This window comes from Gordonia sp. ABSL11-1 (assembly GCF_030315685.1).
Lineage (GTDB): Bacteria > Actinomycetota > Actinomycetes > Mycobacteriales > Mycobacteriaceae > Gordonia.
In genome coordinates, this window is sequence record NZ_JASXSI010000003.1 from 188,821 (window position 1) to 210,958 (window position 22,138).

At 68.8% G+C, this 22,138-nt stretch carries 11 protein-coding genes; 7 read left to right on the plus strand and 4 right to left on the minus strand.

Annotated elements, in window-relative coordinates; all coding sequences use genetic code 11:
- Positions 1-16 precede the first annotated feature (16 nt).
- Positions 17-13,735 carry a non-ribosomal peptide synthetase gene (locus QSJ19_RS04845; protein ID WP_286318864.1) on the minus strand — a complete coding sequence of 4,573 codons (13,719 nt, stop codon included), beginning with the start codon at positions 13,733-13,735 and terminating at the stop codon, positions 17-19.
- 461 nt (positions 13,736-14,196) lie between these two features.
- Between QSJ19_RS04845 and rplN the strand changes: the two genes are divergently transcribed.
- Genes rplN through QSJ19_RS04865 form a run of 4 tightly spaced genes read left to right on the plus strand, consistent with a single transcriptional unit; the run spans position 14,197 to position 15,684 of the window.
- A complete protein-coding gene (gene rplN / locus QSJ19_RS04850) occupies positions 14,197-14,565 on the plus strand; it encodes a 50S ribosomal protein L14 (RefSeq protein WP_286318690.1) in 369 nt (122 codons plus the stop codon).
- Between the two features lies 1 nt (position 14,566).
- Positions 14,567-14,884, plus strand: coding sequence for a 50S ribosomal protein L24 (gene rplX, locus QSJ19_RS04855; RefSeq protein WP_187587525.1), 318 nt, complete (start codon positions 14,567-14,569; stop codon positions 14,882-14,884).
- 1 nt (position 14,885) lies between these two features.
- Positions 14,886-15,497 (plus strand): 50S ribosomal protein L5, encoded by a 612-nt coding sequence (gene rplE / locus QSJ19_RS04860; RefSeq protein WP_286318692.1) that lies wholly within the window; start codon positions 14,886-14,888, stop codon positions 15,495-15,497.
- Between the two features lies 1 nt (position 15,498).
- On the plus strand, positions 15,499-15,684 hold the full coding sequence (locus tag QSJ19_RS04865; RefSeq protein WP_006338055.1) for a type Z 30S ribosomal protein S14: 186 nt from the start codon (positions 15,499-15,501) through the stop codon (positions 15,682-15,684).
- 151 nt (positions 15,685-15,835) lie between these two features.
- Here the strand turns inward: QSJ19_RS04865 and QSJ19_RS04870 are convergent, their stop codons facing one another.
- The gene (locus tag QSJ19_RS04870; RefSeq protein WP_286318693.1) at positions 15,836-16,438 is read right to left on the minus strand and encodes a DUF4262 domain-containing protein; all 603 of its coding nucleotides are present in this window, start codon (positions 16,436-16,438) and stop codon (positions 15,836-15,838) included.
- A gap of 152 nt (positions 16,439-16,590) precedes the next feature.
- Here QSJ19_RS04870 and QSJ19_RS04875 point away from each other — a divergent pair, with 152 nt between their 5' ends.
- The 3 genes from QSJ19_RS04875 to QSJ19_RS04885 are packed head-to-tail and all read left to right on the plus strand — an operon-like array spanning position 16,591 to position 20,141.
- Positions 16,591-18,267 carry an alpha-keto acid decarboxylase family protein gene (locus tag QSJ19_RS04875; protein ID WP_286318694.1) on the plus strand — a complete coding sequence of 559 codons (1,677 nt, stop codon included), beginning with the start codon at positions 16,591-16,593 and terminating at the stop codon, positions 18,265-18,267.
- A 42-nt stretch (positions 18,268-18,309) separates the two neighbouring features.
- Positions 18,310-18,522 carry a hypothetical protein gene (locus QSJ19_RS04880; protein WP_286318696.1) on the plus strand — a complete coding sequence of 71 codons (213 nt, stop codon included), beginning with the start codon at positions 18,310-18,312 and terminating at the stop codon, positions 18,520-18,522.
- On the plus strand, positions 18,519-20,141 hold the full coding sequence (locus QSJ19_RS04885; RefSeq protein WP_286318697.1) for an HNH endonuclease signature motif containing protein: 1,623 nt from the start codon (positions 18,519-18,521) through the stop codon (positions 20,139-20,141). The genes QSJ19_RS04880 and QSJ19_RS04885 overlap by 4 nt, the downstream gene beginning before the upstream one ends.
- A 26-nt stretch (positions 20,142-20,167) precedes the next feature.
- Here the strand turns inward: QSJ19_RS04885 and QSJ19_RS04890 are convergent, their stop codons facing one another.
- Together QSJ19_RS04890 and narI are read right to left on the minus strand one after the other, a co-directional pair.
- The gene (locus tag QSJ19_RS04890; protein WP_286318698.1) at positions 20,168-21,385 is read right to left on the minus strand and encodes an MFS transporter; all 1,218 of its coding nucleotides are present in this window, start codon (positions 21,383-21,385) and stop codon (positions 20,168-20,170) included.
- The gene (narI, locus tag QSJ19_RS04895; protein ID WP_286318700.1) at positions 21,382-22,131 is read right to left on the minus strand and encodes a respiratory nitrate reductase subunit gamma; all 750 of its coding nucleotides are present in this window, start codon (positions 22,129-22,131) and stop codon (positions 21,382-21,384) included. Before narI ends, QSJ19_RS04890 begins: the two co-directional genes overlap by 4 nt.
- Positions 22,132-22,138 lie beyond the last annotated feature (7 nt).

Sequence of the window (22,138 nt, forward strand, 5' to 3'; positions counted from 1 at the left end):
CTCGTGTCTGTGCTTCTCACCCTTCGTTCGTGCGGCGAGGGCGCGCGGATCGGTCGATGGCGGAGGAATACTCGGACACGTTCTCCGGCAGCAGCATCCGGGCGTGACTGCAGTCCACGGTGAACTCGGTGACAGTGCCGGTGATGCGTCCTGCCCAGTCGCCCACCGCCGGGCCCCCGGGCGGCGGGTCCGCCGTGGCCGTCACGAACACCGCATCGCCGTGATACGTGCGTGGCCGCCAGTCCGCGGCCAGCGGTGTCGCGGCCAGGAAGGCGCGGTGAACCCTCCCGAACTCGGCCTCGGTCAGTCCGCCGAGCGAGCCACCGGCGTCACGGACCGCCTGCCACGCCTCGGCGATGGTCGGTTCGCCGCCGGGGCCGGTGTCGGCGGAGAGCCCGAACTCGGCGAGCAGTTCGGCGACGGACGGGGTCTCGTCACAACCGGGACGGTCGGCGACGACGAACGAGTCCAGCAGGACGAGCTCGTCGATGACGTCGCCGGCGGCGTGCAGCTGGATCGCCATCTCCTGCGCGATCAGACCGCCGAGAGACCAGCCGAGCAGGTGATACGGGCCGGCCGGGGCGATTTCCCGCATCCGCTCGATGTAGAGGGCTGCGAGTTCGCTGACCGACTGCGGTTCCGCGCCGCCCGACAGCATCGGGTTCTGCAGCCCGTACACGGGACGGTCGGGATCGATGTGCGGGAGCAGCGAAGTGAAGCTCCACGACAACCCGATGGCGGGGTGCACCACGAACAGCGGTGCGACCGGCTCGGCCGACGACCGCGCCCGCCGGAGCGGGAGGACCGTCGCGAACGGATCGACGACACCGCGATCCTCGACGCCCTCCGGCGTCCCGTGGCCGTCGACGATCGCCGCCAGCTCGGCCGGTGTCGGTGCGGTGAACAGGATTCCGGCGTTGATGTCGCGACCGGACAGATCCGACAGGCGTGTCGTCACGGCGGTCGCCATCAACGAGTTCCCGCCGAGGTCGAAGAATCCGTCCTCGGCACCCACGTCGGCGACATCGAGGTCGAGCACGTCCGCGAAGACCGCGGCGACGGCCGATTCGGTGCCGGGGCGCGGTGCCCGCGACGGCGCGCGGCGCTGCGGTTCGGGCAGTGCCCGCCGGTCCAGCTTCCCGACCGGGGTCATCGGTATCTCGTCGAGCACGGTGATCGACGCCGGCACCATGTGCCGGGGCAGCAGCGCCGCGACGTCGCGCCGCAGCGCCTCCGGATCCGGTTCGTGGCCGCGCGTAGCGGTGACGTAGCTGCGCACCGAGGCGGGTCCGCTCCCGCCGTCGGCCGACGGGTCGTCGACGACGGTGACCGCGAAGTCGACGGCGGGCTGCGCGGCGAGGGCGTCGTCGATTTCCCCCAGCTCGATGCGGAAGCCCCGCACCTGTACCTGATTGTCGCCGCGGCCGACGTAGCGGAGGCGTCCGTCGTCGGTCCACCGCACCAGATCTCCGGTGCGGTACATACGGCATCCGGCATGGCGCGGCCCGGCCACCATCGGTGCCGGCACGAACCGGACCGAGGTGAGGTCGGGTCTGCGGTGGTAACCGCGGGTGACCTGATCGCCGATCAGATACAGCTCGCCGGTCACCCGGGGTGGTACCGGATGCAGACGTTCGTCGAGGACGAGCGCCGCGACACCGTTGTTGGGGGTGCCGATGGTGAGGTCGGCGTCGGTCGACAGTTCCTCACTGCCCGTGGTGATCACGGTCGTCTCGGTCGGTCCGTACACGTTGACGAGGGTGCGGCCGGGTGCCCACCGGCGCACGAGTTCGTTGCCGAAGGCCTCACCGCCGATCGCCAGCGCCTGCAGCGTCGGGACCGCGTGGGGATCCATGCTGGCCACCGCCGCCGGGGTGATGAAGGCGTGCGTGACTCCGTGGCGGTCGACGAAGTCGGCGAGCGGCGCACCACCGTAGACGTCGGTCGGGACCACGACGAGCGTCGCCGCGCCGGCCGAGGCGAGCAGGAATTCGAGCACGGAGGCATCGAAACTCGGTGACGCGAAGTGCAGTACGCGCGACGACATGTTCGGCGCCAGACGATCTCGCAGCTCGTCGCGTACCGCCGTGAGGCCCGAATGCGGAACCAGGACGCCCTTGGGCTTCCCGGTCGAGCCGGACGTGTAGATGATGTAGGCGAGCTGATCCACCCGGATCGGTGTCGTGCGTTCGTCATCGCTGAGCGGAGCCGGCGACGAATGTCCGATCCGTGTGCGGATCGCCGGGTCGTCCAGCACGATCGTCGGGGTGTCGGTGGTGACCGACGGCCGTGCCTCCCCGGTGGTGACGACGAGGCAGGCGCCGCTGTCGTCGAGCATGTGCGCGATCCGGTCCGCGGGGTAGGTCGGATCGATCGGCACATACGCGGCGCCGGAGCGGATGATCGCCCAGATCGCCACGAGCGCGTCGATGGACCGCGGCACCGCCATCGCGACCACCGGCTCACCGTGGGACGACTCGGTGCTGGGGGAATCCGTTGTCCGTGAACCGATTCCGCGTCCGAGAAGCACACGCGCCAGACGATTTGCCCGGGCGTCGAGGTCGGCGTAGGTGATGACGTCGTGCTCGGTCACTGCGGCGAGCCCGTTCGGGTTCCGGCGCACCGCCTCGTCGAGCAGCGTCCCGAATGTCACGGGGCGCGACGGGTGCGGACCGGTGACCGGACTGAACCGGGCCACCTCGAGCGGGTCGGTGACACGGATGTCGCCGACGGCCCGCTGTGGGTCGCAGATCATCGCGCGCACGACCCGCATCAGCCGGGCGATGAGCAGTTCGACATCCTCGCGGCGGTAGCGGCCTGCCGCGTACGACACCTCGACCGAGGCGTTCCCGGCGGCCGGGCTCATCCCGGTGACGGTGAACTGCAGGTCGAACTTGGCTGTGCCGGTGTCGAGTTCGGAGACCGATATGCCGAGGTTCTCGTCGACTTCGAGTGTCGAACCGTCGATACCGTCGGCGAAATCGTGGACCGACAACGCGATCTGGAACAGCGGATGCCGTCCCGCCTCGCGTAACGGGTTGAGCTCACTGACCACGTCGTCGAACGGGACGTCCCGGTGATCGAGCGCCTCGAGGTCGTCGTCGCGGACCTCGGCGACCATGTCGGCGACACTGCGGCCCGGCTCGATCCGGGTACGCAGGGCGAGGGTGTTGACGAACATGCCGACGACGCCGGAGAAGTCGAGGACGCTGCCCGACCGCGGGGATCGATTGGCGACAGGAGTCCCGACCACGACGTCGCGGCCCAGACCCATGCGGTGCAACAGGATTGCGAGCGCGCTGTGCAACACCGAGAACGCGGTCGTGTTGTGGTCACGGACGAACCGGGTGAGTCCTTCGCGTACGTCGTCGTCGATGGCCACGGTGGCCAGCGCCCCGCTGTCGGCGGGGGCGTCGTCGGCGACGGTGGCCGGGATGGTCGTCTCGGTCGGGGCATCGGCCAGACGAGCCGTCCAGTAGGCGAGGTCGTCGTCGGCCAGACCCTCCGACGCCATCCGAACCGCATAGTCGCGGAAGTCGACGTCGGCGGCCCGCCAGGGCTCGGCGCGGCCGGCGAGGCGCTCGCGGTAGCCGGTCAGGAGGTCGCCGACGAGTACCGGCAACGACGCACCGTCCGCGGCGATGTGGTGGATCGCGAGGATCAGCACGTGCTCGTCGCTGCCCGACGACGCCACGGCTGCACGGAACGGCGCGTCGACGGTGAGGTCGAACGGGCGGGCACAGATCTCCTCGGCGACGCCCACGGGATCGGCGTGGCGGTGGACCCGCACCGAACCGACGACGTCCGCGGGCTCGTCGAGCACGATGCCGACGGGCTCGCCGTCACGCACCGGATAGACGGTGCGCAGCGACGTGTGACGCGTGACGACGTCCTCCAGTGCGCCCCGTAGGGCGTCGACAGAGAGGCGGCCGGTCAGCCGCAACGAGAACGGCATCGTGTACTGCGTCGAATCCGGGGCCGCACGGGTCACCGACCACAGTCGTCGCTGCACCGGGGCCAACGGCACGGTCGACGGACGATCGACCGGCGCGAGCGGTCCCGGCGCCGACGCCTCGTCGAGCGCCTCGGGGACGGGATCGATCAGGGCGGCCAGTTCGGCGACGGTGCCGTTGTCGAACACCTCGCGGACACGCACCGGCTGTCCGCGGTGCACATGGTTGAGCCTGCTCGTCAGCGTGGTCGCTTGCAGTGAGGTGCCGCCCAGTTCGAAGAAATCGTCGGTCGACGACACGTCGCGGACACCGAGCACGTCGCCGAGGACCTGCGCGACGAGCCTCTCCGCCAACGATTCCGGGGCCGGACCCGACGCGGTGCGCGCCGTCGACGCCGGGGTCGGCAGGGCCGCTCGGTCGAGCTTACCGTTGCGGGTCAGCGGGATCCGGTCGATGACCGTGATCGACGCGGGGACCATCGGGGCGGGCAGGCGGCCGCGGACGGCGGCAAGGATTCCGGGACCGTCCGGTCGGGCCTCGTGCGCGACGTCGTCGCGGATCGTCACGTAGGAGACCAGGGTGGCGTCGGCACCGGTGCCGTGCACGAGTGTGGTGGCGAAGTCCACAGCGGCATGACGGTTGATCGCCGAGGTCACTTCGTCGAGCTCGATCCGGAAACCACGCACCTTCACCTGGTTGTCGCTGCGGCCGTGGTAGATCAGGGCGCCGTCGGGTCGTCGACTGACGACGTCGCCGGTCCGGTACATGATCCGGCCGTCGGCGTCCGGTGCGGCGACGAAACGCGTTGCGGTGAGGCCGGTCCGGTTCAGGTAACCGCGGGCGACCCCGTCGCCGACGAGGTACAGCTCGCCGGGCACCCGGCCGGGCAGGGGACGGAGCCGATGGTCGAGCACGAGTGCGGTGGCACCGTCGATCGGCGTGCCGATGGTGATCTCGTCGCCCGGTGACAGCGGCTGTGACATCGTCGTCACGATCGTGGTCTCGGTCGGACCGTAGCAGTTCAGGTAGCTCCGGCCCGGGGCCCACCGTGCGATCAGCTCGGGCGGCGACGCCTCTCCGCCGACGGCCAGCGTCTGCAGGTCCGGCAGGTCGCGCGGGGCGGCCGCGGACAGTGCGGCAGGTGTGATGAACGCGTGGCTCACCGACTGCTCGGCGAGGACGTCGACGAGCTCGTCGCCGCCGTAGATCGTCGGCGGTGCGATGACCATGGCGGCGCCGGCCTCGACGGCCAGCAGCAGTTCCAGCATGGCCGCGTCGAAGCTCGGCGACGCGAAGTGCAGGGTGCGGCTGTCGCTCGTCACGCCGTGGCGGTCACGCTGGGCGGTGGAGAACGCGGCCAATCCGCGGTGGGTGACGTTCACACCCTTCGGCTCGCCGGTCGACCCGGACGTGTAGATGACGTAGGCCGTGCTGTCGACGAGACGTGCGGCGGGTCGTGCGGGTGTCGTACCCGTCACGCCGTCGGTCTCCAACGACACGGTGCTGACCCACCAGATGCGTTGCGGCAGCGTGCCGAATCGTTCGGCGGTGGTGATCCCGAGGATGGCGCCGGAGTCGGTCAGCATGTGGGTCACCCGCTCGGCGGGATACCGTGGGTCGATCGGCAGGACGGCGGCGCCGGCCTTGGCGACGGCCCACACTGCGACGACCGACTCGATCGACCTCTCGAGCGCGACGGCGATGACATCCTCGGTGCCGACACCGAGCATGGTGAGCCGGTGAGCCCAGGCCGAGGACCGCTCATCGAGCTCGCGGTAGGTGACCGTCTCTGTTCCGGTGTCGATGGCGACCGTGTCGGCGTGCCCGAGGGCCGACGTCTCGAGGATGTCGGCGAGATGACGTGGCGCGATCGCCGGCAGCGCCGACGGACGTGGCGTGGTGAGGGTGTGCTCGTCGATCCGTCGCCGCGGATCGGCGACGATCTGACGGGCCAACGACACGAATGCGTCGGCGATGGACTCGACGCGAGCGTGGGTGAGGACGTCGCCGGCGTAGGTGAACCGTGCGCGGTCGCCCCGGATGCGCAGTTCGAGATCGAAACGTGCCGTGCCGGTGTCGACCTCCTCGGGCGTGACCTGCAGACCCTCCAGATCCAGCGACGGACCGGTCGGGACCCGGCCGTCGGTGGTCTCCGCGTCGAACGCCAGCACCACACCGAACAGCGGATGACGGCCGCTGCGTGGGGGATTGACCGCCGCGACGACCTGCTCGAACGGGAGATCGGCTTGCGACAGTGCCTCGAGATCGTGGCGACGCACGGTGTCGAGCAGCTCTCCGAAGCCCGCCGAACCGTCGATCGGTGTGCGCAGCACGACCGAATTGACGAACATCCCGACGAGATCGGACAGCCGCGGATCGTTGCGTCCGGCCACGGGGGTACCGATGACGACATCAGCATCCGCGCCGGCGACATGGACATCGGCATCGGAGTTCAATCGGTGCAGCAGGGCCGCGAACACGGCGTGCACCGTCATGAACTCGGTGGCCTTGCCGTCGGCAAGGGCACGCAAGCGCGCCCGGAGTCCGGCGTCGAATTCGACCTCGACCACACCGGTGTGCGGCGCGGCGTCGGAATCGTCGGCGGAGGCCGCGGAGTCGTGATCGGGGAGCAGGACGGGGGAGGCGTCGATTCCCTCGAGTTCACGACGCCACCAGTGGGCGAGTTCGCCCAGCCGGGTCCCGTCCTGCCCGCCGACGTCGGCGTCGAGTTCGCGTGCGTCGATCGAGAGACCACGCTGCGGGTCGACACCCAGATTCTCGGCCTGCCACCGGAGGTAATCGCGGTAGTCGACCGTCAGCGGTGCCTGCGCCGGTGATCGACCGTTGTGCAGGTCCGCGTAGGCCCCGGCGATGTCGCGCGCCAGGGGCGTCATCGACCATCCGTCGGCAGCGATGTGATGCACGACGATGGTCAGCTTGTGGTGGGGCGCAGACGAATCGATGTCGCCGTCCCCGGTCTCGAGGCGATGCAGCGCGACACGGATCGGGGCGTCGACGGTCAGGTCGAAACCGGCGCCCGCCAGGTGGCGTGCATCTGCGGTCCAGCCCGCATGATCGGTGACCTGTGCGGTCAGTTCCTTGATCACGTCGTCGGCCGGCCGGACCTCCATCACCGGTCGTCCGTCGCGTTCCGGGTAGACGGTGCGCAGCGGCTCGTGGCGCTCGACGGCGTGCAGCAGGGCACCCGAGAGCGCGTCGATGTCCAGGTCGCCGCGCAGGTCGAGCGCGAACGCGATGTTGTACGCACTCGCCGACGTCTGACCGTCCGACTGTCCGTCCACCGGATCATCGGACTGGGCGAGCCGATTGAGGAACCAGAGTTGCTGTTGCGCGGGTCCCGGCGCCACCACGGCGTCCGGGTCGTGACTGAGCAGCGACAGCGGACGCGAGTCCTCGTCGTCGGGAACCGTTGTGTCGGTGACGGACTCGGTGTCGGGCTCGCCCGCCGCCAGGCGCGCCAGCGCCGCGATCGTCGAGTGGTCGAAGATGTCGCGGACCGAGATGCGGCGCCCGCCGATCTCCTCGAGCCCGGCCACCAGCTGGGTCGCGGAGAGCGAATTGCCTCCCAGGTCGAAGAAGTCGTGATCCCGGCCCACGGTCGCGGCATCGATCCCGAGGTGGTCCGCGACGAGTGCGGCCACGGTCCGCTCGGCGGCGGTCCGCGGAGCCATGTAGGGGGAGTCGCCGTCGACTGCGCCGACCGAGTCGGGCGCGGGCAGGGCACGCAGATCGACCTTGCCGATCGGGGTCGTCGGGATCTCGTCGAGCTCGATGATGACCGAGGGGACCATGTGTTTCGGCAGTCGCCGGCTCAGCCGGTCGCGGACGGTCGCCACGACGTCGTCGACGTGTCCGTCCGCGGCGCCGGAGAGCGTCACGTAGGCCACCAGTCGCGCGGCCGCCGGCTCGCCGTGCGTCGTCGTGACTGCCGCGCTCACCGCATCATCGCTGACGAGCGCCGCATCGATCTCACCGAGTTCGATGCGGTGTCCGCGGATCTTGATCTGATGATCGGCACGGCCGCGGAACTCCAGCCGCCGACCGGTCGACCCGGGGGTGTCGCCGACACGGTCCGCCGTCCAGCGGACGAGGTCGCCCGTGCGGTACATCCGGTCACCCGGGTCGCCGTACGGGTTGGCCACGAAGCTCTTCGACGTCAACGGCCGCACGCCGTGATACCCGCGGGCCAGGTGCGGGCCGGCGATGTACAGCTCACCGACCGCACCCGGCGCCACCGGGCGCAGGCGCTCGTCGAGGACCATCGCGGCGATGCCGCGGATCGGGCGACCGATGGTGAGGACCTCGTCGGCCGGGTCGATGTCCTCCGACATCGTCGCGACCACCGTGGTCTCGGTCGGCCCGTAGGCGTTGAACAGTGATCTGCGGGCCGACCAGCGGCGCACCACTTCGGGATTCGGGTGCTCGCCACCGATCACCAACGTGCGCAGGTCGGGCAGCTCATCGGGATCCATCGTCGTCAACAGCGACGGGGTCAGGAACGCATGGGTGACCCGACGTGCGCGCATGATGTCCGCGAGTTCACGGCCCCCGACGATGCCCGGGGGCACGATGTGCATCGTCGCGGCGGCCGACACCGCCATCAGCACCTCGAGCACCGAGGCGTCGAAGCTCGGCGAGGCCAGCTGCATGGTGCGGCTGTCCGGGCTCAGGCCGAAATGACTGACCTGCTCGGCCGCGAAGTCGGACAGGCCCCGGTGGCTCACGACGACGCCCTTCGGCGTGCCGGTGGTGCCGGACGTGTAGATCAGGTAGGCGGGGTGATCGACGGCGAGCGGGGCCCGACGGTCGGCGTCGACGATCGGACCGGGATCCTGCGTGGCGAACTCCTCGCGGAGGGCGTCGTCGTCGAGGCGCAATGCGCGGACGCCATCGGCTCCCGGATCGCTGGTGGAGTCGGTGACGACGAGAGCCGCGCCCGAGTTCTCGATCATGAAGGCGATACGCGCAGCGGGATAGTCCGGATCGACGGGCACCCAGGCCGCTCCCGAGCGGGCGATCGCCCACAGGGTGACCATCCAGCGGACCCCGCGCGGCATCGACACGGCGACGAAGCGCTCGGGGCCGGCGCCGTGGGCGATGAGCAGCCGCGCCAACCGATTCGATGCGTCGTCGAGTTCGGCGTAGGTCAGATCATGGGTGCGGTCGGACAGCGCGGTGCGCTGCGGTTCCGCGGACACGGCGGCGTCGAGCAGCCGCGAGAGGTGTTCGACGGGACGGCGGCCCGCGCCGACGGCGGGCACGAGGTCCAGACGTTCCATCGGGTCGAGCATCGACACATCGCCGATGGTGACCTGGGGATCACGCACGACCGCGTCGATCACCCGGCGCAGGCGCTGGGCGAGTGCGGCGACCGTGGCACGGTCGAACAGTGCTGTCGCGTAGCCGATCTCGATCCCGAGTCCGCCCGGACCGCCGTCGGCGTCGGTGTGTTCGGTGAACGTGAACTGCAGGTCGAACTTGGTGTGTCCGGTGTCGATCCGCGATGCGGTCGCCGACAATCCGGCGAACTCGAGGTCGATCGCGGAGCTGTCCTCGACGGCGACCGAGACCTGGAACAGTGGATGGACACTGCCCCGTTCGGGATTCAGCTCCGTCACCAGGCGATCGAACGGCACCTCCGCATGCTCGAAGGCGGCGAGGTCGCGATCGCGCACCCGCTCGAGCAGATCGGCGAACGACGCGTCCTTGTCCACCCCGGTGCGCAGGACGACGGTGTTGACGAACATGCCGACCATCGGGTCGAGCTCGGCGTCGCCGCGTCCGGAGACCGGTGTGCCGACGGTGATGTCCGGGTTCTGCGACATGCCGCGCAGCAGTGCGGCGACCATCGCGTGGCAGACCATGAAGACGGTGGAGTCGGTGCTGTCGGCGATCTGCCGGACGCTCCGGTGCACCGTGGCGTCGACGCCGCTGTGGATGGTGGCGCCGGTCGGGTCGGGCAGCCGTGTGCGCGGACGGTCGAACGGCAGTTCCGTCTCACCGGGCGAGCCGGCGAGTTCGGTCCGCCAGAAGGACAGTTCGTCGTCGACCGTCGCATCGAGCACCGCGTGGCGTCGTGCACTGACCTCTGAGTATGTGACCGGCAAGGGCATCAGATCCGGTGTCTGGCCGTCGCGGCGGGCGCGGTAGGCCTCCGCGAGATCGGTCGCCAGGGGTGCCAGCGACCACCCGTCGGCGGCGATGTGGTGGATGACGACGGTGAGGTTGTGGTCGTCGTCGCCGGTGCGCACGATCCGCGCGCGGATCGGCAGATCATGCGCGAGATCGAAGGGGGCGGCGGCGAACTCGCGCACCGGAAGCGTGTCGTCGGCCTCGGACACCGGCACGTCGATCTCGACGCGGCCGGCGTCGATGATGTCGGCGTAGGGGCTACCGCCGTCGTCGGTGACCCTGGTGCGCAGCGGTTCGTGACGGGCGACGACGTCGAGCAGTGCGGCGGAGAGCGCGTCGGTGTCGAGCGCACCGACGAGGCGCACGGTGAACGGGATGTTGTAGGTCGCGGCCGCCGACCGGTCCATCCGGTTGGTCAGCCACAGCCGGGTGGCGGCGGGGGAGAGCGGAACCGGATCCGTCGGGATCGCGACGGGGATGCCGGCGACGGGATCGGTGTGGTGCTCGTCGGCGGACACCCCGGCGGCGACCAGTGCGGCTGCGACACCGGCGATGTCGGCGGCGTCGAAGATGGTGCGGATGCCGATCCGTTCACCGGTCGCCCGGGAGAGTCGGGCCGCCACGCGGGTGGCCGAGAGGGAGTTGCCGCCGACTGCAAAGAAATTGTCGGACATGGAGATCGAGTCCACCCCGATGACGGCCGCGACGGTGCGGGCCACGAGCTCCTCGAGCGGATTGCGCGGTGCGAGGTGATCGGTGCCGGCCGGGCGCTCCGGCGCCGGGAGTGCCCGGCGATCGAGCTTGCCGTTGGCCGTGGTCGGCAGATCGTCGAGTACGAGGATCGCGGTCGGGACCATATGGTCGGGCAGGTGGTCGGTGAGTTCGGCGCGCAGGTCGCGTTCGGACAACGAGCCGTCGCCGGTGACATAACCGACGACAGCGGCCGAGTCGGCGACCAGGTCATCGCGCACGACGACCGCCGCGGCGCGCACGCCGTCCAGACGGTGCAGCGCCGCCTCGATCTCACCGAGTTCGACGCGCTGGCCGCGGATCTTCACCTGCGAGTCGCTGCGCCCGAGGTACTCGAGCTCGCCGTCGGCGCGACGGCGGACGAGATCGCCGGTGCGGTACAGGCGTTCGCCGCAGCCGGAGGGATCGGCGACGAACCGTCCCGCGGTCAGGTCGGCTCGATGGACATAGCCGCGGGCGAGTTGCACTCCGCCGAGGTAGAGCTCGCCGACGGCACCGACCGGCTGCGGGGCGAGTCGGTGGTCGAGGACGTAGGCCCCGGTGTTCCAGACCGGCGCGCCGATCGGGACCGTCGTCGCGTCGGCGTCGGACCGATCGTGGAAGGTCACGTCGATCGCGGCCTCGGTGGGCCCGTAGAGATTGTGTACGGGCGCGTCCGTGAGCCGGGCGGTGGCGGCGACCGTCTCGGGGGTGAGGGCCTCACCGCTGGTGAAGATCTGTCGCAGCGAATCCAGGTCGTCGGCGGTGGCCGCGATGTCGTCGGCGTGGGCGGCCGCGAACGCCGTCAGCATCGATGGCACGAAGTGGGTCGTCGTGACCTGGTGGGCGGCGATGATGTCGCGCAGGTACCACGGGTCACGGTGGCCGTCGGGGGACGGGATGACCAGCGCGGCGCCGGAGACCAACGGCCAGAAGAACTCCCACACCGACACGTCGAACGTGGCCGGGGTCTTCTGCATGACCCGGTCGCCGCCGTTCAGCGTGTACCGCGACTGCATCCACCGGAGGCGATTGACGATCGAGCGGTGCGAGATCATCACGCCCTTGGGCTTTCCGGTGGAGCCCGAGGTGAACAGCACGTATGCGGGATGATCCCCGCGCACCGGGGTCGACGAACGCGGGTGTCCTGACGCGGTGTCCGGGTCGGACAGGGCCGCGAGGTCGACGGTGTCGACACCGGAGGCCGGGAAGTCGTCGTCGGCGATCAGCAGCGCCGGACTCGCTGTGTCGAGGATGTGGGTGAGACGTTCGGCGGGTTCCGCCGGGTCGATCGGCAGGAAGGCACCCCCGGCGCGGACGGTGGCGTGTAGGCCGACGAGCTGGTCGATGCCCCGCGGGAGTGCCACGCCGACAACGCTCTCCGGTCCGATCCCGCGGGCGCGAAGCCCGTCCGCCGCCGCATCTGCCCGTCGCGTGAGTTCATCGTAGGACAGTGTCGTGCCGTCGCCGGCCACCAGCGCCGGCTGTCCGGCGTGCCGGCAGGCGGCGCGGGTGAGGAGGTCGACCAGGGTGGTGTCGCCGAGATCGACATGCTCCCCGACGGCGGCGCGGTTGGCTGCGGCCGCCTCGTCGGCGCCCATCAGTGCCAGGTCGGTCACCGGGGTCGACGGGTCGGCCTGGACGAAACGTTCGAGGAACGCGATGATCCGGTCGTGGTGGGTGACGATCTCGTTGTGTGAGTAGACGTTCGGATTGGCTTCGAGGTCGAGGCGCATCCCGCCGGTGAACCCGTCGTAGACGTTGATCGAGGCGTCTTCCACCGGTCCGGTGGACAGCACGTTCAGCTCGCCGCGCAGCGTGCCGAAGTCGATGTGCTCGAAGAAGAGCATGATGTTGACCATCGGTCCGAAGAATCCGCGTCGGCCACCAGGGCTGGCGAGCACGTCGCCGCTGATGTCCTCGTGGCGGAACTTCTGATGGCGCACAGCCTCTTTGATCTCACCGTTCACCGTGGTCAGCAGATCGGCCATGGTGACCGGGTGACCACTGTTGTCGTCGATGCGCGCGCGGATCGGCACGACGTTCGACGTGAGTCCGGCGGAGGTCCGGAGGATCTCGCGCTCGCGTGCGGCCATCGGGAGGCTGAGCATCATCTCGTCGCGGTCGTTGAGCCGCGCGAGGTAGGTCGCCACGGCGGCGGTGATCACCGACGCGGGACGGACCCGATGCGCCTTGGCCAATCCGCGGATCGTGTCGACGAGGTCGGCGGGCAGCGTGTGATCGCGCACCGTCGCAGTCGGCGCGGCGACGGCCGTCCGTGAGGACAGGGAGGTGACCTCGGGGAGTTCGCCGTCGTCGAGGAGTCGCGACCTCCAGTGCTCGCGGTCGGCGGCGAACTGGTCCGACTCGCGGTACTCGGTGTCGAAGTCGGCGATGTCGGCCATCGACGCGATGTCGGCGGGCGCGACGTCGGTGCCGTCGACGATGGCGGTGTAGTGCTGGGCGACCCGCAGCATCATGTACATCGCGGCATAGCCGTCGAAGGCCAGGTGATGGCCCCAGCAGTACCAGATGTGGTGTGCGTCACCGAGACGCAGCAGATACGTCTGCAGGAGATGATCTCCGTACAGGTCGGTGGGGGTGCCGCGGTGCTCGTCGATCCAGGCCATCGCCGCCGCGCGCGGGTCGTCGGCGTCGGCGAAGTCACGTCGGCCGAGGGTGACCCGGCGCTCCGTGTCGACCAGCGTCCGCGGCTCGCCGTCCTCGGTGGGGACGAGGCGCAACAGACCCGATTCCGTCTCGGCGGCGGTGGCGGCGACCGCGCGGTCCATCACGTCCGCGTCGACCGCGTCGCGGAACTCGGCGAACGCCGCGACGGACATCGGCACGTCCGGATCGATCTGCTGTGCATAGAAGATGCCCCGCTGCGCGGCGGTCATCGGGATCGTACGGGTGCGATGTGCCTCGTCCCGGTCGTCGGTGGGCCCATCGGTCCGGATGACGTTGTCGGTGGTCACGCAGTCCTCCCTCGTGTCGGCGGTCGGCTCGGCCGGGTGGCCGATGCGTTGGCCGTCTATGGGTGCTTCGGGTGAGGGTCGGGGGCGGATTGGTCGAAGATCTCGATAGCGTCTCGACCGCGGAACCCAGCGGCGGGCTACGATCCGGACGAGATCTCGCCAGTAGATCCTGGCGACCGGTGATTTGGTCCCGACCTGCGGTTTCCCCTACACTTGTGGAGTTGCCTGCGGCATTGACGTGCCGCAAATCGGTTCGCGAACCCACTGGGATGGCCGTCGGAAGACGAAAAGCCCAGGCAGGCGCGTGTTCGGTGGGCGACAGACCGTGTGCGTCGGGTCGGCAATCCGGCGGACATCAACATCCAGGTCAAGGAGATTGACGAGTGATTCAGCAGGAATCTCGCCTGCGGGTCGCCGACAACACCGGTGCGAAGGAAATCCTTTGTATTCGCGTGCTGGGCGGTTCCTCGCGGCGCTACGCCGGCATTGGTGACGTGATCGTCGCCACTGTCAAAGACGCCATCCCGGGCGGCAACATCAAAAAGGGTGAGGTCGTCAAGGCGGTCATCGTGCGCACCACCAAGGAGCGCCGTCGTCCGGACGGAAGCTACATCCGTTTCGACGAGAACGCCGCCGTCATCCTCAAGGGTGAGAGCGACCCCCGCGGGACCCGCATCTTCGGCCCGGTCGGCCGTGAGCTGCGTGAGAAGCGTTTCATGAAGATCGTGTCGCTGGCACCGGAGGTGATCTGACATGAAGGTCCACAAGGGTGACACCGTGATCGTCATCTCGGGCAAGGACAAGGGCGCCAAGGGCAAGGTCATCCAGGCCTTCCCGAAGGAGCAGCGAGTCCTGGTCGAGGGCGTGAACCGCATCAAGAAGCACACCGCCGCCTCGGCAAACGAGCGTGGCGCATCCTCCGGCGGCATCGTGACCCAGGAAGCCAAGATCCACGTCTCGAACGTGATGGTCGTGGATTCCGACGGCAACCCGACTCGCGTGGGCTACCGCGTCGACGAGGAGACCGGCAAGAAGGTCCGGATTTCCCGCAAGAACGGGAAGGACATCTGATATGACCAGCACCGAAATCGAGAACGGCTCTGCAAGCTCCGCCGGGACCAAGATCCAGCCGCGCCTGAAGACTCGCTACCGCGAGGAGATCAAGGACGCGCTGAACAAAGAGTTCACCTACGACAACGTCATGCAGATCCCGGGCGTCGTCAAGGTCGTCGTCAACATGGGTGTGGGCGACGCCGCTCGCGACGCCAAGCTGATCAACGGCGCCGTCGAGGACCTCGCGCTGATCACCGGTCAGCGTCCGGAGATCCGTCGTGCCCGCAAGTCGATCGCGCAGTTCAAGCTGCGTGAGGGCATGCCGATCGGTGCCCGCGCCACGCTGCGCGGCGACCGTATGTGGGAGTTCCTGGACCGCCTCGTGTCCATCGCGCTCCCACGTATCCGCGACTTCCGCGGTCTGTCGGATCGCCAGTTCGACGGCAACGGCAACTACACGTTCGGCCTGAACGAGCAGTCGATGTTCCACGAGATCAACATCGACAAGATCGATCGCCCGCGCGGTATGGACATCACCGTCGTCACCTCGGCCACCACCGACGAGGAAGGCCGCGCGCTGCTCCGTCAGCTCGGCTTCCCGTTCAAAGACAACTCCGTGAAGGACAACTGACATGGCAAAGAAGGCTCTGGTCAACAAGGCCAACAAGAAGCCCAAGTTCGCCGTGCGGGGCTACACACGGTGCAACAAGTGCGGTCGCCCGCACTCGGTGTTCCGCAAGTTCGGCCTCTGCCGTGTGTGCCTGCGCGAGATGGCACACGCCGGCGAGCTCCCGGGCGTGCAGAAGTCCAGCTGGTGACTTCTCACCCGATTTCGTAGTACGAACACGCGGAATCGGCGTGTAGATACTACGGATTCAACAGGTTTGGCGAACGGCCCCACCTTCCTGACGGGAAGATGGGGCCGTTCGTGTCCGTATCAGTGGCCTGCGATGTGCCAGTGCCCCGAGATCAGGACCGCCGTCGCGTGGCCGCCCGCCGTTGCGCGCGATTCGGGCCGCGGTGCCGGGTGATCACGCGCGGTCCGCGCACCCGACCCGACCCGGTCGCGACGATGCCCTTGAGCTGTTGGTCGGCAGGGCGGAGCGAGTAGCCGTCGTCCCACGGGAGGTGTCCGTGATCGTCCGGCCAGATAACTTGCAGCGCAGGTGAATCCGGGAAGAGCTCGTTCGTGATGTGCAGATCGTCCTTGTCGACCATCTCGATCAGTCGTACCGGTACCTCGATGGAGCTGAGCCGCACGTCGATGCCCCGGTCCACGGCATCGCGCCAGTCGTAGGTGTGGAAGACGTCGCCGAGTTCGTTGAGGACCTCGCGGCTCGTCCACGCGTCGAGTCCGTAGACGGCGAGCTCCGGTATGCCGTGCAGGCCGAGCCCCGACGTGTAGGCGAAGGAGCAGTCCGGCGACGAGCAGTTCCCCGACCGACACGAGCACTGCTCGCTGATCGCGGTCACCGCCCAACCGTGTGCCCGGATCCGGTTGATCGTGTCCTGGATCACCGGGTTCGGGTGCCAGCGACGCAGGCCCCGGATAGCGGCGGCGTGATCGGACATTGTTCGCTCCTTTGTTCGAAGGTGCGATCGAGTAGACCAGAGCGGTCCGACAAGGTCGTGAGCCGATGTGAGCGCTTTGTGAGAGGGATCCGGTGAGGTCGGACAGAATTGACAGGGCCGGGGGCCTCGACGACGACTGACAGGGCGCACGCATGACGACTCCGTACACCGTTGCCGACTACCTCTTCGACCGGCTGGTCGAACTCGGAGTCGACACCGTTTTCGGGGTGCCCGGGGATTTCACCCTGGGCCTCCTCGACCACATCGACGATCGTGACGATCTCTCATGGGTGGGCACCGCCAACGAACTCGGGGCGGGTTACGCCGCCGACGGATATGCCCGCATGCGGGGGATCGGTGTCGTGTGCTCGACCTTCGGAGTGGGCGAACTCAGCGCCATCAACGCCGTCGCAGGCGCCTACGCCGAGCACGTGGCCGTCCTGCATCTCGTCGGGTCGCCGACCGAACCCGTGCAGGCCGCCGGGAGGCCGACACACCACTCGCTCGGCGACGGCGACTTCGACCACACGCTGCGCATGACCGTCGAAGTGACGGTGGCGCAGGCGAAGCTCACCGCGGCGACCGCCCCGGAGGAGATCGACCGCGTGCTGGCGACGATGGTGGCCCTGCATCAGCCGGGCTATCTGTCGCTGCCGGCCGACGTCGCCGAGGCGCCCTGCACACCGCCGTCGGGAGCGCTCGCGGTGCCGGCGGCGACGACGGACGCGACGGTGCTGCGCCAGTTCGCCGCGGCTGCACGGCGATTGCTCGACGGGCGGTCCCCGGTCGTGCTGGCCGACATCTATGTGCACCGAGCAGGTGCACAGGACGAGCTGGACCGATTCGTCAAGGTCGGCGGCCTCCGCTACGCGTCGCTGCTCTGGGGACGACGGGTGGTCGACGAGAGCGGCCCCGGCTACCTCGGACTGTATCTCGGGGCCGCGAGCAGCCCAGAGGTCCGCGAGGCCATCGAGAACGCTTCCTGTCTCGTCACCGCCGGCGTCTACTTCACCGATCTCATCTCCGGCTTCTTCAGCCAGCACCTGGACGCCAACGTCCGGATCGACGTGCAGCCGCATACCGCGGTCGTCGCAGGGGAGGTGTTCACCGGGATCGAGATGAGTGACGCCCTCGCCGCGTTGACGGACGTGATCCCGCCCGCCGACCCCGCCGACACCGAGCCCGTCCCAACACCCGATGCGGTGCCGGTGACCGATGCGTCCGACGCCGATTCGCCTCTGTCGCAAGCGGTGTTGTGGGAGCGGGTGGCCACGGCGCTGACGTCGGCGGACATCGTCCTCGCCGATCAGGGCACATCCTTCTACGGCATGGCCGGTCAGCATCTGCCGCATGGGGCCGTGTTCATCGGACAGCCGCTGTGGGCGTCGATCGGGTATACGCTGCCGGCGATCGTCGGTGCCGCGGTCGCCGCGCCGGAACGACGCCCGGTGCTCCTGATCGGCGACGGCGCAGCCCAATTGACCATCGCCGAACTCGGCACCATCATCCGCCTGCGCATCCCGGCGGTGATCGTCGTCGTCAACAACAACGGATACACGGTCGAGCGGGCGATCCACGGACCCGACAAGGCGTACAACGACATCGCTGCGTGGAACTGGACCGCGCTGCCCGCCGCGCTCGGTGGCACGCCGGACACCGTCCGTGCGCAGCGAGCGACCACGGCGAACGAGCTCTCGGCGGCACTCGCGGACGCAGCCGAGCGCCCCGTCATGCTGACCCTGATCGAGGTGGTCACCAGTGAGCTCGATGTGCCCCCGGTCCTGGAGGCGGTTGCCGCGGCGGCGGCGAAGGCGAACACGACGTCGTGAGGAGGTGACGGTGGTTCCTTCCGCCCGGCGGAGGTGCCCATCTTGCGAGATCGGTTCGGCCGGGTGATGTCCCAGATGTCACCTCAGCGGCCGGCCATGGCGTCCGGCGCGTCGGCGGTCGTCTCAGATGTCATCTGGGACAACTCCTCACGGCTGGTCGACGAGTGCGTCGACAACCCGCGGCATCTGAGGGCGTCCGGCGCAGCCGAGGACGTCACGTTCTTGTCGGTGGTCGAATGTATGTTTGATTCATGACTTCGACAGCTCCCTTGGTGGCCCGTTTGGCCGAGGATGAGCAGCACTCGGCGACCGAACTGGTGGAGGTGTTGCATCATTGCAACGCTGTGCGGGCCAGCGCCGATTATCGGATGGTGCAGGCGGCCAGCCTGATCCACGATGAGCGTGAGCAGGAGTATCTGGCGCGGATCGCTGCCGGTGTCGGGACCGGCGAGGCCACCACCCTGGCCGAGCTCGAGCAGCTGGCCCAGCGGGCGGCGGCGGGAGCCGATCCACGCGCACAGTACGGTCCCACCGGTCTCGACCACGCCGTCGCCGAAGTCGGTGCCGCACTGACGATCGCGCCCGCCCGGGCCCGCGAGCTGATCGAGGCGGGCAACGTGATGCGTCATCACCTGCCGTTCACCGGCGCGACCCTGGCGTCCGGACGTATCGACCTGGCCCGCTTCCTGATCGCGGTGCGTCGGGTCGCGTTCTGCTCCACCGAGACACTGCACCTGATCGACACCGACCTCGCCGAGGCGATCGACACCCGTGAACCCATGTCGCTGGCACGGTTTCAGACCATGGTCGACACGATCATCGCGCAGATCGATCCTTCTGCCCTGCGCCGTCGACGCGAGCGTGTCGACGCCGACCGCAACGTCTCGGTACGTCCCGATCGCCACACCCCCGGCCAGTCACGGATCTCCGGTGCCCTGCCCGCGGAGAAGGCCGCCGCGGTCGATGCCCGACTGACCTCGATGGCCACCGCAGTCCACCCCGGCGACCCCCGCACCCTCGAGCAGCGCCGCGCCGACGCGTTGGTCGCCCTCGCCGAGGGCATCACCACCCTGGCCTGCCGCTGCGAGACCTGCACCCACCAGCCCGACCCGGAGCTCGACACGTCAGCCGAGTCGGACGCACCAGCGCTCGTACCGGAGACGGAGCCGACGGCGGACCTCGAAGCCGAGTCCGACAACGATACCGGCGAGTCGACCACTGTCGAGGACACGTCCGCTCCCGTCTCCGACACCGCACCACGCCCGACGTTTCACATCGTGGTCAACCTGAGCACCCTGCTCGGACACGACAACGATCCAGCGGTGCTCGACGGGCACGGGGCGATCGATGCCGACACCGCACGCCAACTACTCGGCGAGGCGCGCAGAACCTACCTGCGTCCCGACCTGTCGACGACACCGGAGGCCATCGCCCGTTACGCACCGTCGAAGAAGGTGGCCGACCTCGTACGGGCCGGCGAGTTGTGCTGCAGTTTCCCCGGCTGCAACAACCGGGTCTGGCACGCCGACCTCGACCACTCCGTCCCGCACGGCGACGGCGGCCCCACCCATCCCCGAAACCTCAAACCCCTGTGCCGCTTTCACCACCGGCTGAAGACCTTCGGCATCGGCTGGCGTGACTACCAGGATCCGATGGGAACCGTGTTCTTCCAGTCACCCACCGGCCACACCTATCTGGGTAACGCCTTCACCGGCCGCGACCTGTTCACCAGCCTCACCGCCACCGCACACCCACCCGAACACCCCGCCCGAGAACGCATCGACACACTCCGAGCCACCCGCGCCGCAGCCGCTCGGCGTGCCGACAAACGTGCCACCGACCGGTGGAACAAGGACAACCCACCACCGTTCTGACCCGCGGGGTGCTGAATAGCGGACGCTCAGCCGGCCGATCTTTCCTCTCGTCGCTTGATGCCGAAGATGGTGAACACCAGGGCGAAGCACGCGGTGATCACCAACAGGACGAGGCCGACCGTGTAGCTGTGCGCCGCCGCGTCGTAGGTCGCTCCCATCACGAGCGGCGGGAAGAACCCGCCGAGACCGCCAGCCGCGCCGACGATGCCGGTGACCGAGCCGACCCGGGCCGCCGGGGCGTCCCGGGCCACCCAGCTGAACACTGATCCCGATCCGAGCCCCATGCACACCGCCATCAGGACGAAGTCCAGACCTGCGGGGATCTCGAGCGGCGGCTGGGTGATCATCCACACCGCGAGGAGCGCCGCGCCGGCGGTCGAGACCGCCGTGATGATGCGCGGCCCGAAACGATCGGACAGGATGCCGCCGAGCGGGCGCGCGATGACCGCGGCGACGGCGAAACCGGCGGTGCGCGTCCCGGCCGCCTGCAGGTCGAAGTCGTAGATGTCCTTGAGATAGGTCGGCAGGTACGTGGAGAAGGCGACGAACCCACCGAAGGTCGCCGCGTACAGGAAGCCCATCTGCCAGGTGATCGGGAGTTTGGCCGCTGCAATGAGTTTGGGTGCCACAGCATCGCGGTTCGGACGCCACTGCGGCGCGTCGTGCATGAACATCCAGACGACGACCGCGACGGCCACCAGGGCGACGGCGATGATGACGTGGGTCGCGACGTAGCCGAACCAGCTGACGAATCGCGGCGTGAAGAACGCCGACAGGGCGGTGCCGCCCATCCCGGCACCGAACACGCCGGTCGCGAATCCGCGTTTCGACGGGTCGTACCACGCGTTCACGAATGGAATGCCGACCGCGAACGTGGTACCGCCGATACCGAGGAAGAACCCCATGACGAGGAGCATCGGGTAAGAACCGATCTCCCCGGCGACCGCGACGAGGACCACGAACGGCGCGGTCGCCACCAGCAGGACCGGGAACATGATGCGGCCACCGAAGCGGTCGGTCAGTGCGCCGGTCAGGATGCGGCCGAGCGAGCCGACGATGATCGGGATGGCGACCAGCACCGACTTCTGCGTCGACGAGAGATCAAGGATGTCCGAATACCGCACTCCCAGTGGTGCGATGAGATTCCACGCCCAGAAGCTGATGCAGAAGGCCAGCGTGGCGAGGAACAGATTCATTCCCTGACCGGCTTTGAGCGCGGCGGGATCTGCGGCGGGGGTGGTCATCGATCCCGAGCCTTTGTTCCGACCGGCGCCCACCCCCGCCGGGCCGGTTGATTGCCCGGGGTGGTGCGCTGATCACGGCTGCGATAGACGATGTAGGGGCGGAAAAGGTAGTGCAGTGGCGCGGTGAACATGTGCACCAGGCGGGTGAACGGCACGAGGCAGAACAGCAGCATGCCGATCAGGACATGGACGTGGAAGCGCATCGGAGCGGCGTTCATGGCGTCGATGTCGGGCTGTAACAGGAAGATCGACCGGAACCACGGCGAGACGGTCTGGCGGTAGTTGACGCCCGGTCCGTGCGGGTCGATGGTGCCGATCAGGGTGATGAACGTGCCGGCGACGAGGGCGGTCACGAGAACCGCGTACATCAGTTTGTCGTTGCGGGTGGTTGCCATGAAGACGGGGCCGGTCGTTCTGCGCCGGTAGATCAGCAACGCGATCCCGACGAGCGTGGCCACCGCCGCGATGATGCCGAACAGACCGGCACCGTAGTGATACAACGTTTCGGACACCCCGATGGCGTCGGTCCAGGATTCGGGGATCACCAGGCCGATCGCGTGTCCGACGATGACCACCAGGATGCCGTAGTGGAACATCGGCGACGCGATCCGGAGCAACCGCGACTCGTAGAGCTCGGATGATCTCGTGGTCCACCCGAACTTGTCGTATCGGTACCGCCAGACCGTTCCGCCGATGAGCAGCCCGAGCGTCACGTACGGCAGCACGCCCCACAGGAAGATGTCCACGGCTCAC

Coding starts and splice junctions, on each gene's coding strand:
- QSJ19_RS04845 (WP_286318864.1), bottom strand. CDS start 13,735: ATGACCGCCGCGCAGCGGGGCATCTTCTATGCACAGCAGATCGATCCG.
- rplX (WP_187587525.1), top strand. CDS start 14,567: ATGAAGGTCCACAAGGGTGACACCGTGATCGTCATCTCGGGCAAGGAC.
- rplE (WP_286318692.1), top strand. CDS start 14,886: ATGACCAGCACCGAAATCGAGAACGGCTCTGCAAGCTCCGCCGGGACC.
- QSJ19_RS04865 (WP_006338055.1), top strand. CDS start 15,499: ATGGCAAAGAAGGCTCTGGTCAACAAGGCCAACAAGAAGCCCAAGTTC.
- QSJ19_RS04870 (WP_286318693.1), bottom strand. CDS start 16,438: ATGTCCGATCACGCCGCCGCTATCCGGGGCCTGCGTCGCTGGCACCCG.
- QSJ19_RS04875 (WP_286318694.1), top strand. CDS start 16,591: ATGACGACTCCGTACACCGTTGCCGACTACCTCTTCGACCGGCTGGTC.
- QSJ19_RS04885 (WP_286318697.1), top strand. CDS start 18,519: ATGACTTCGACAGCTCCCTTGGTGGCCCGTTTGGCCGAGGATGAGCAG.
- QSJ19_RS04890 (WP_286318698.1), bottom strand. CDS start 21,385: ATGACCACCCCCGCCGCAGATCCCGCCGCGCTCAAAGCCGGTCAGGGA.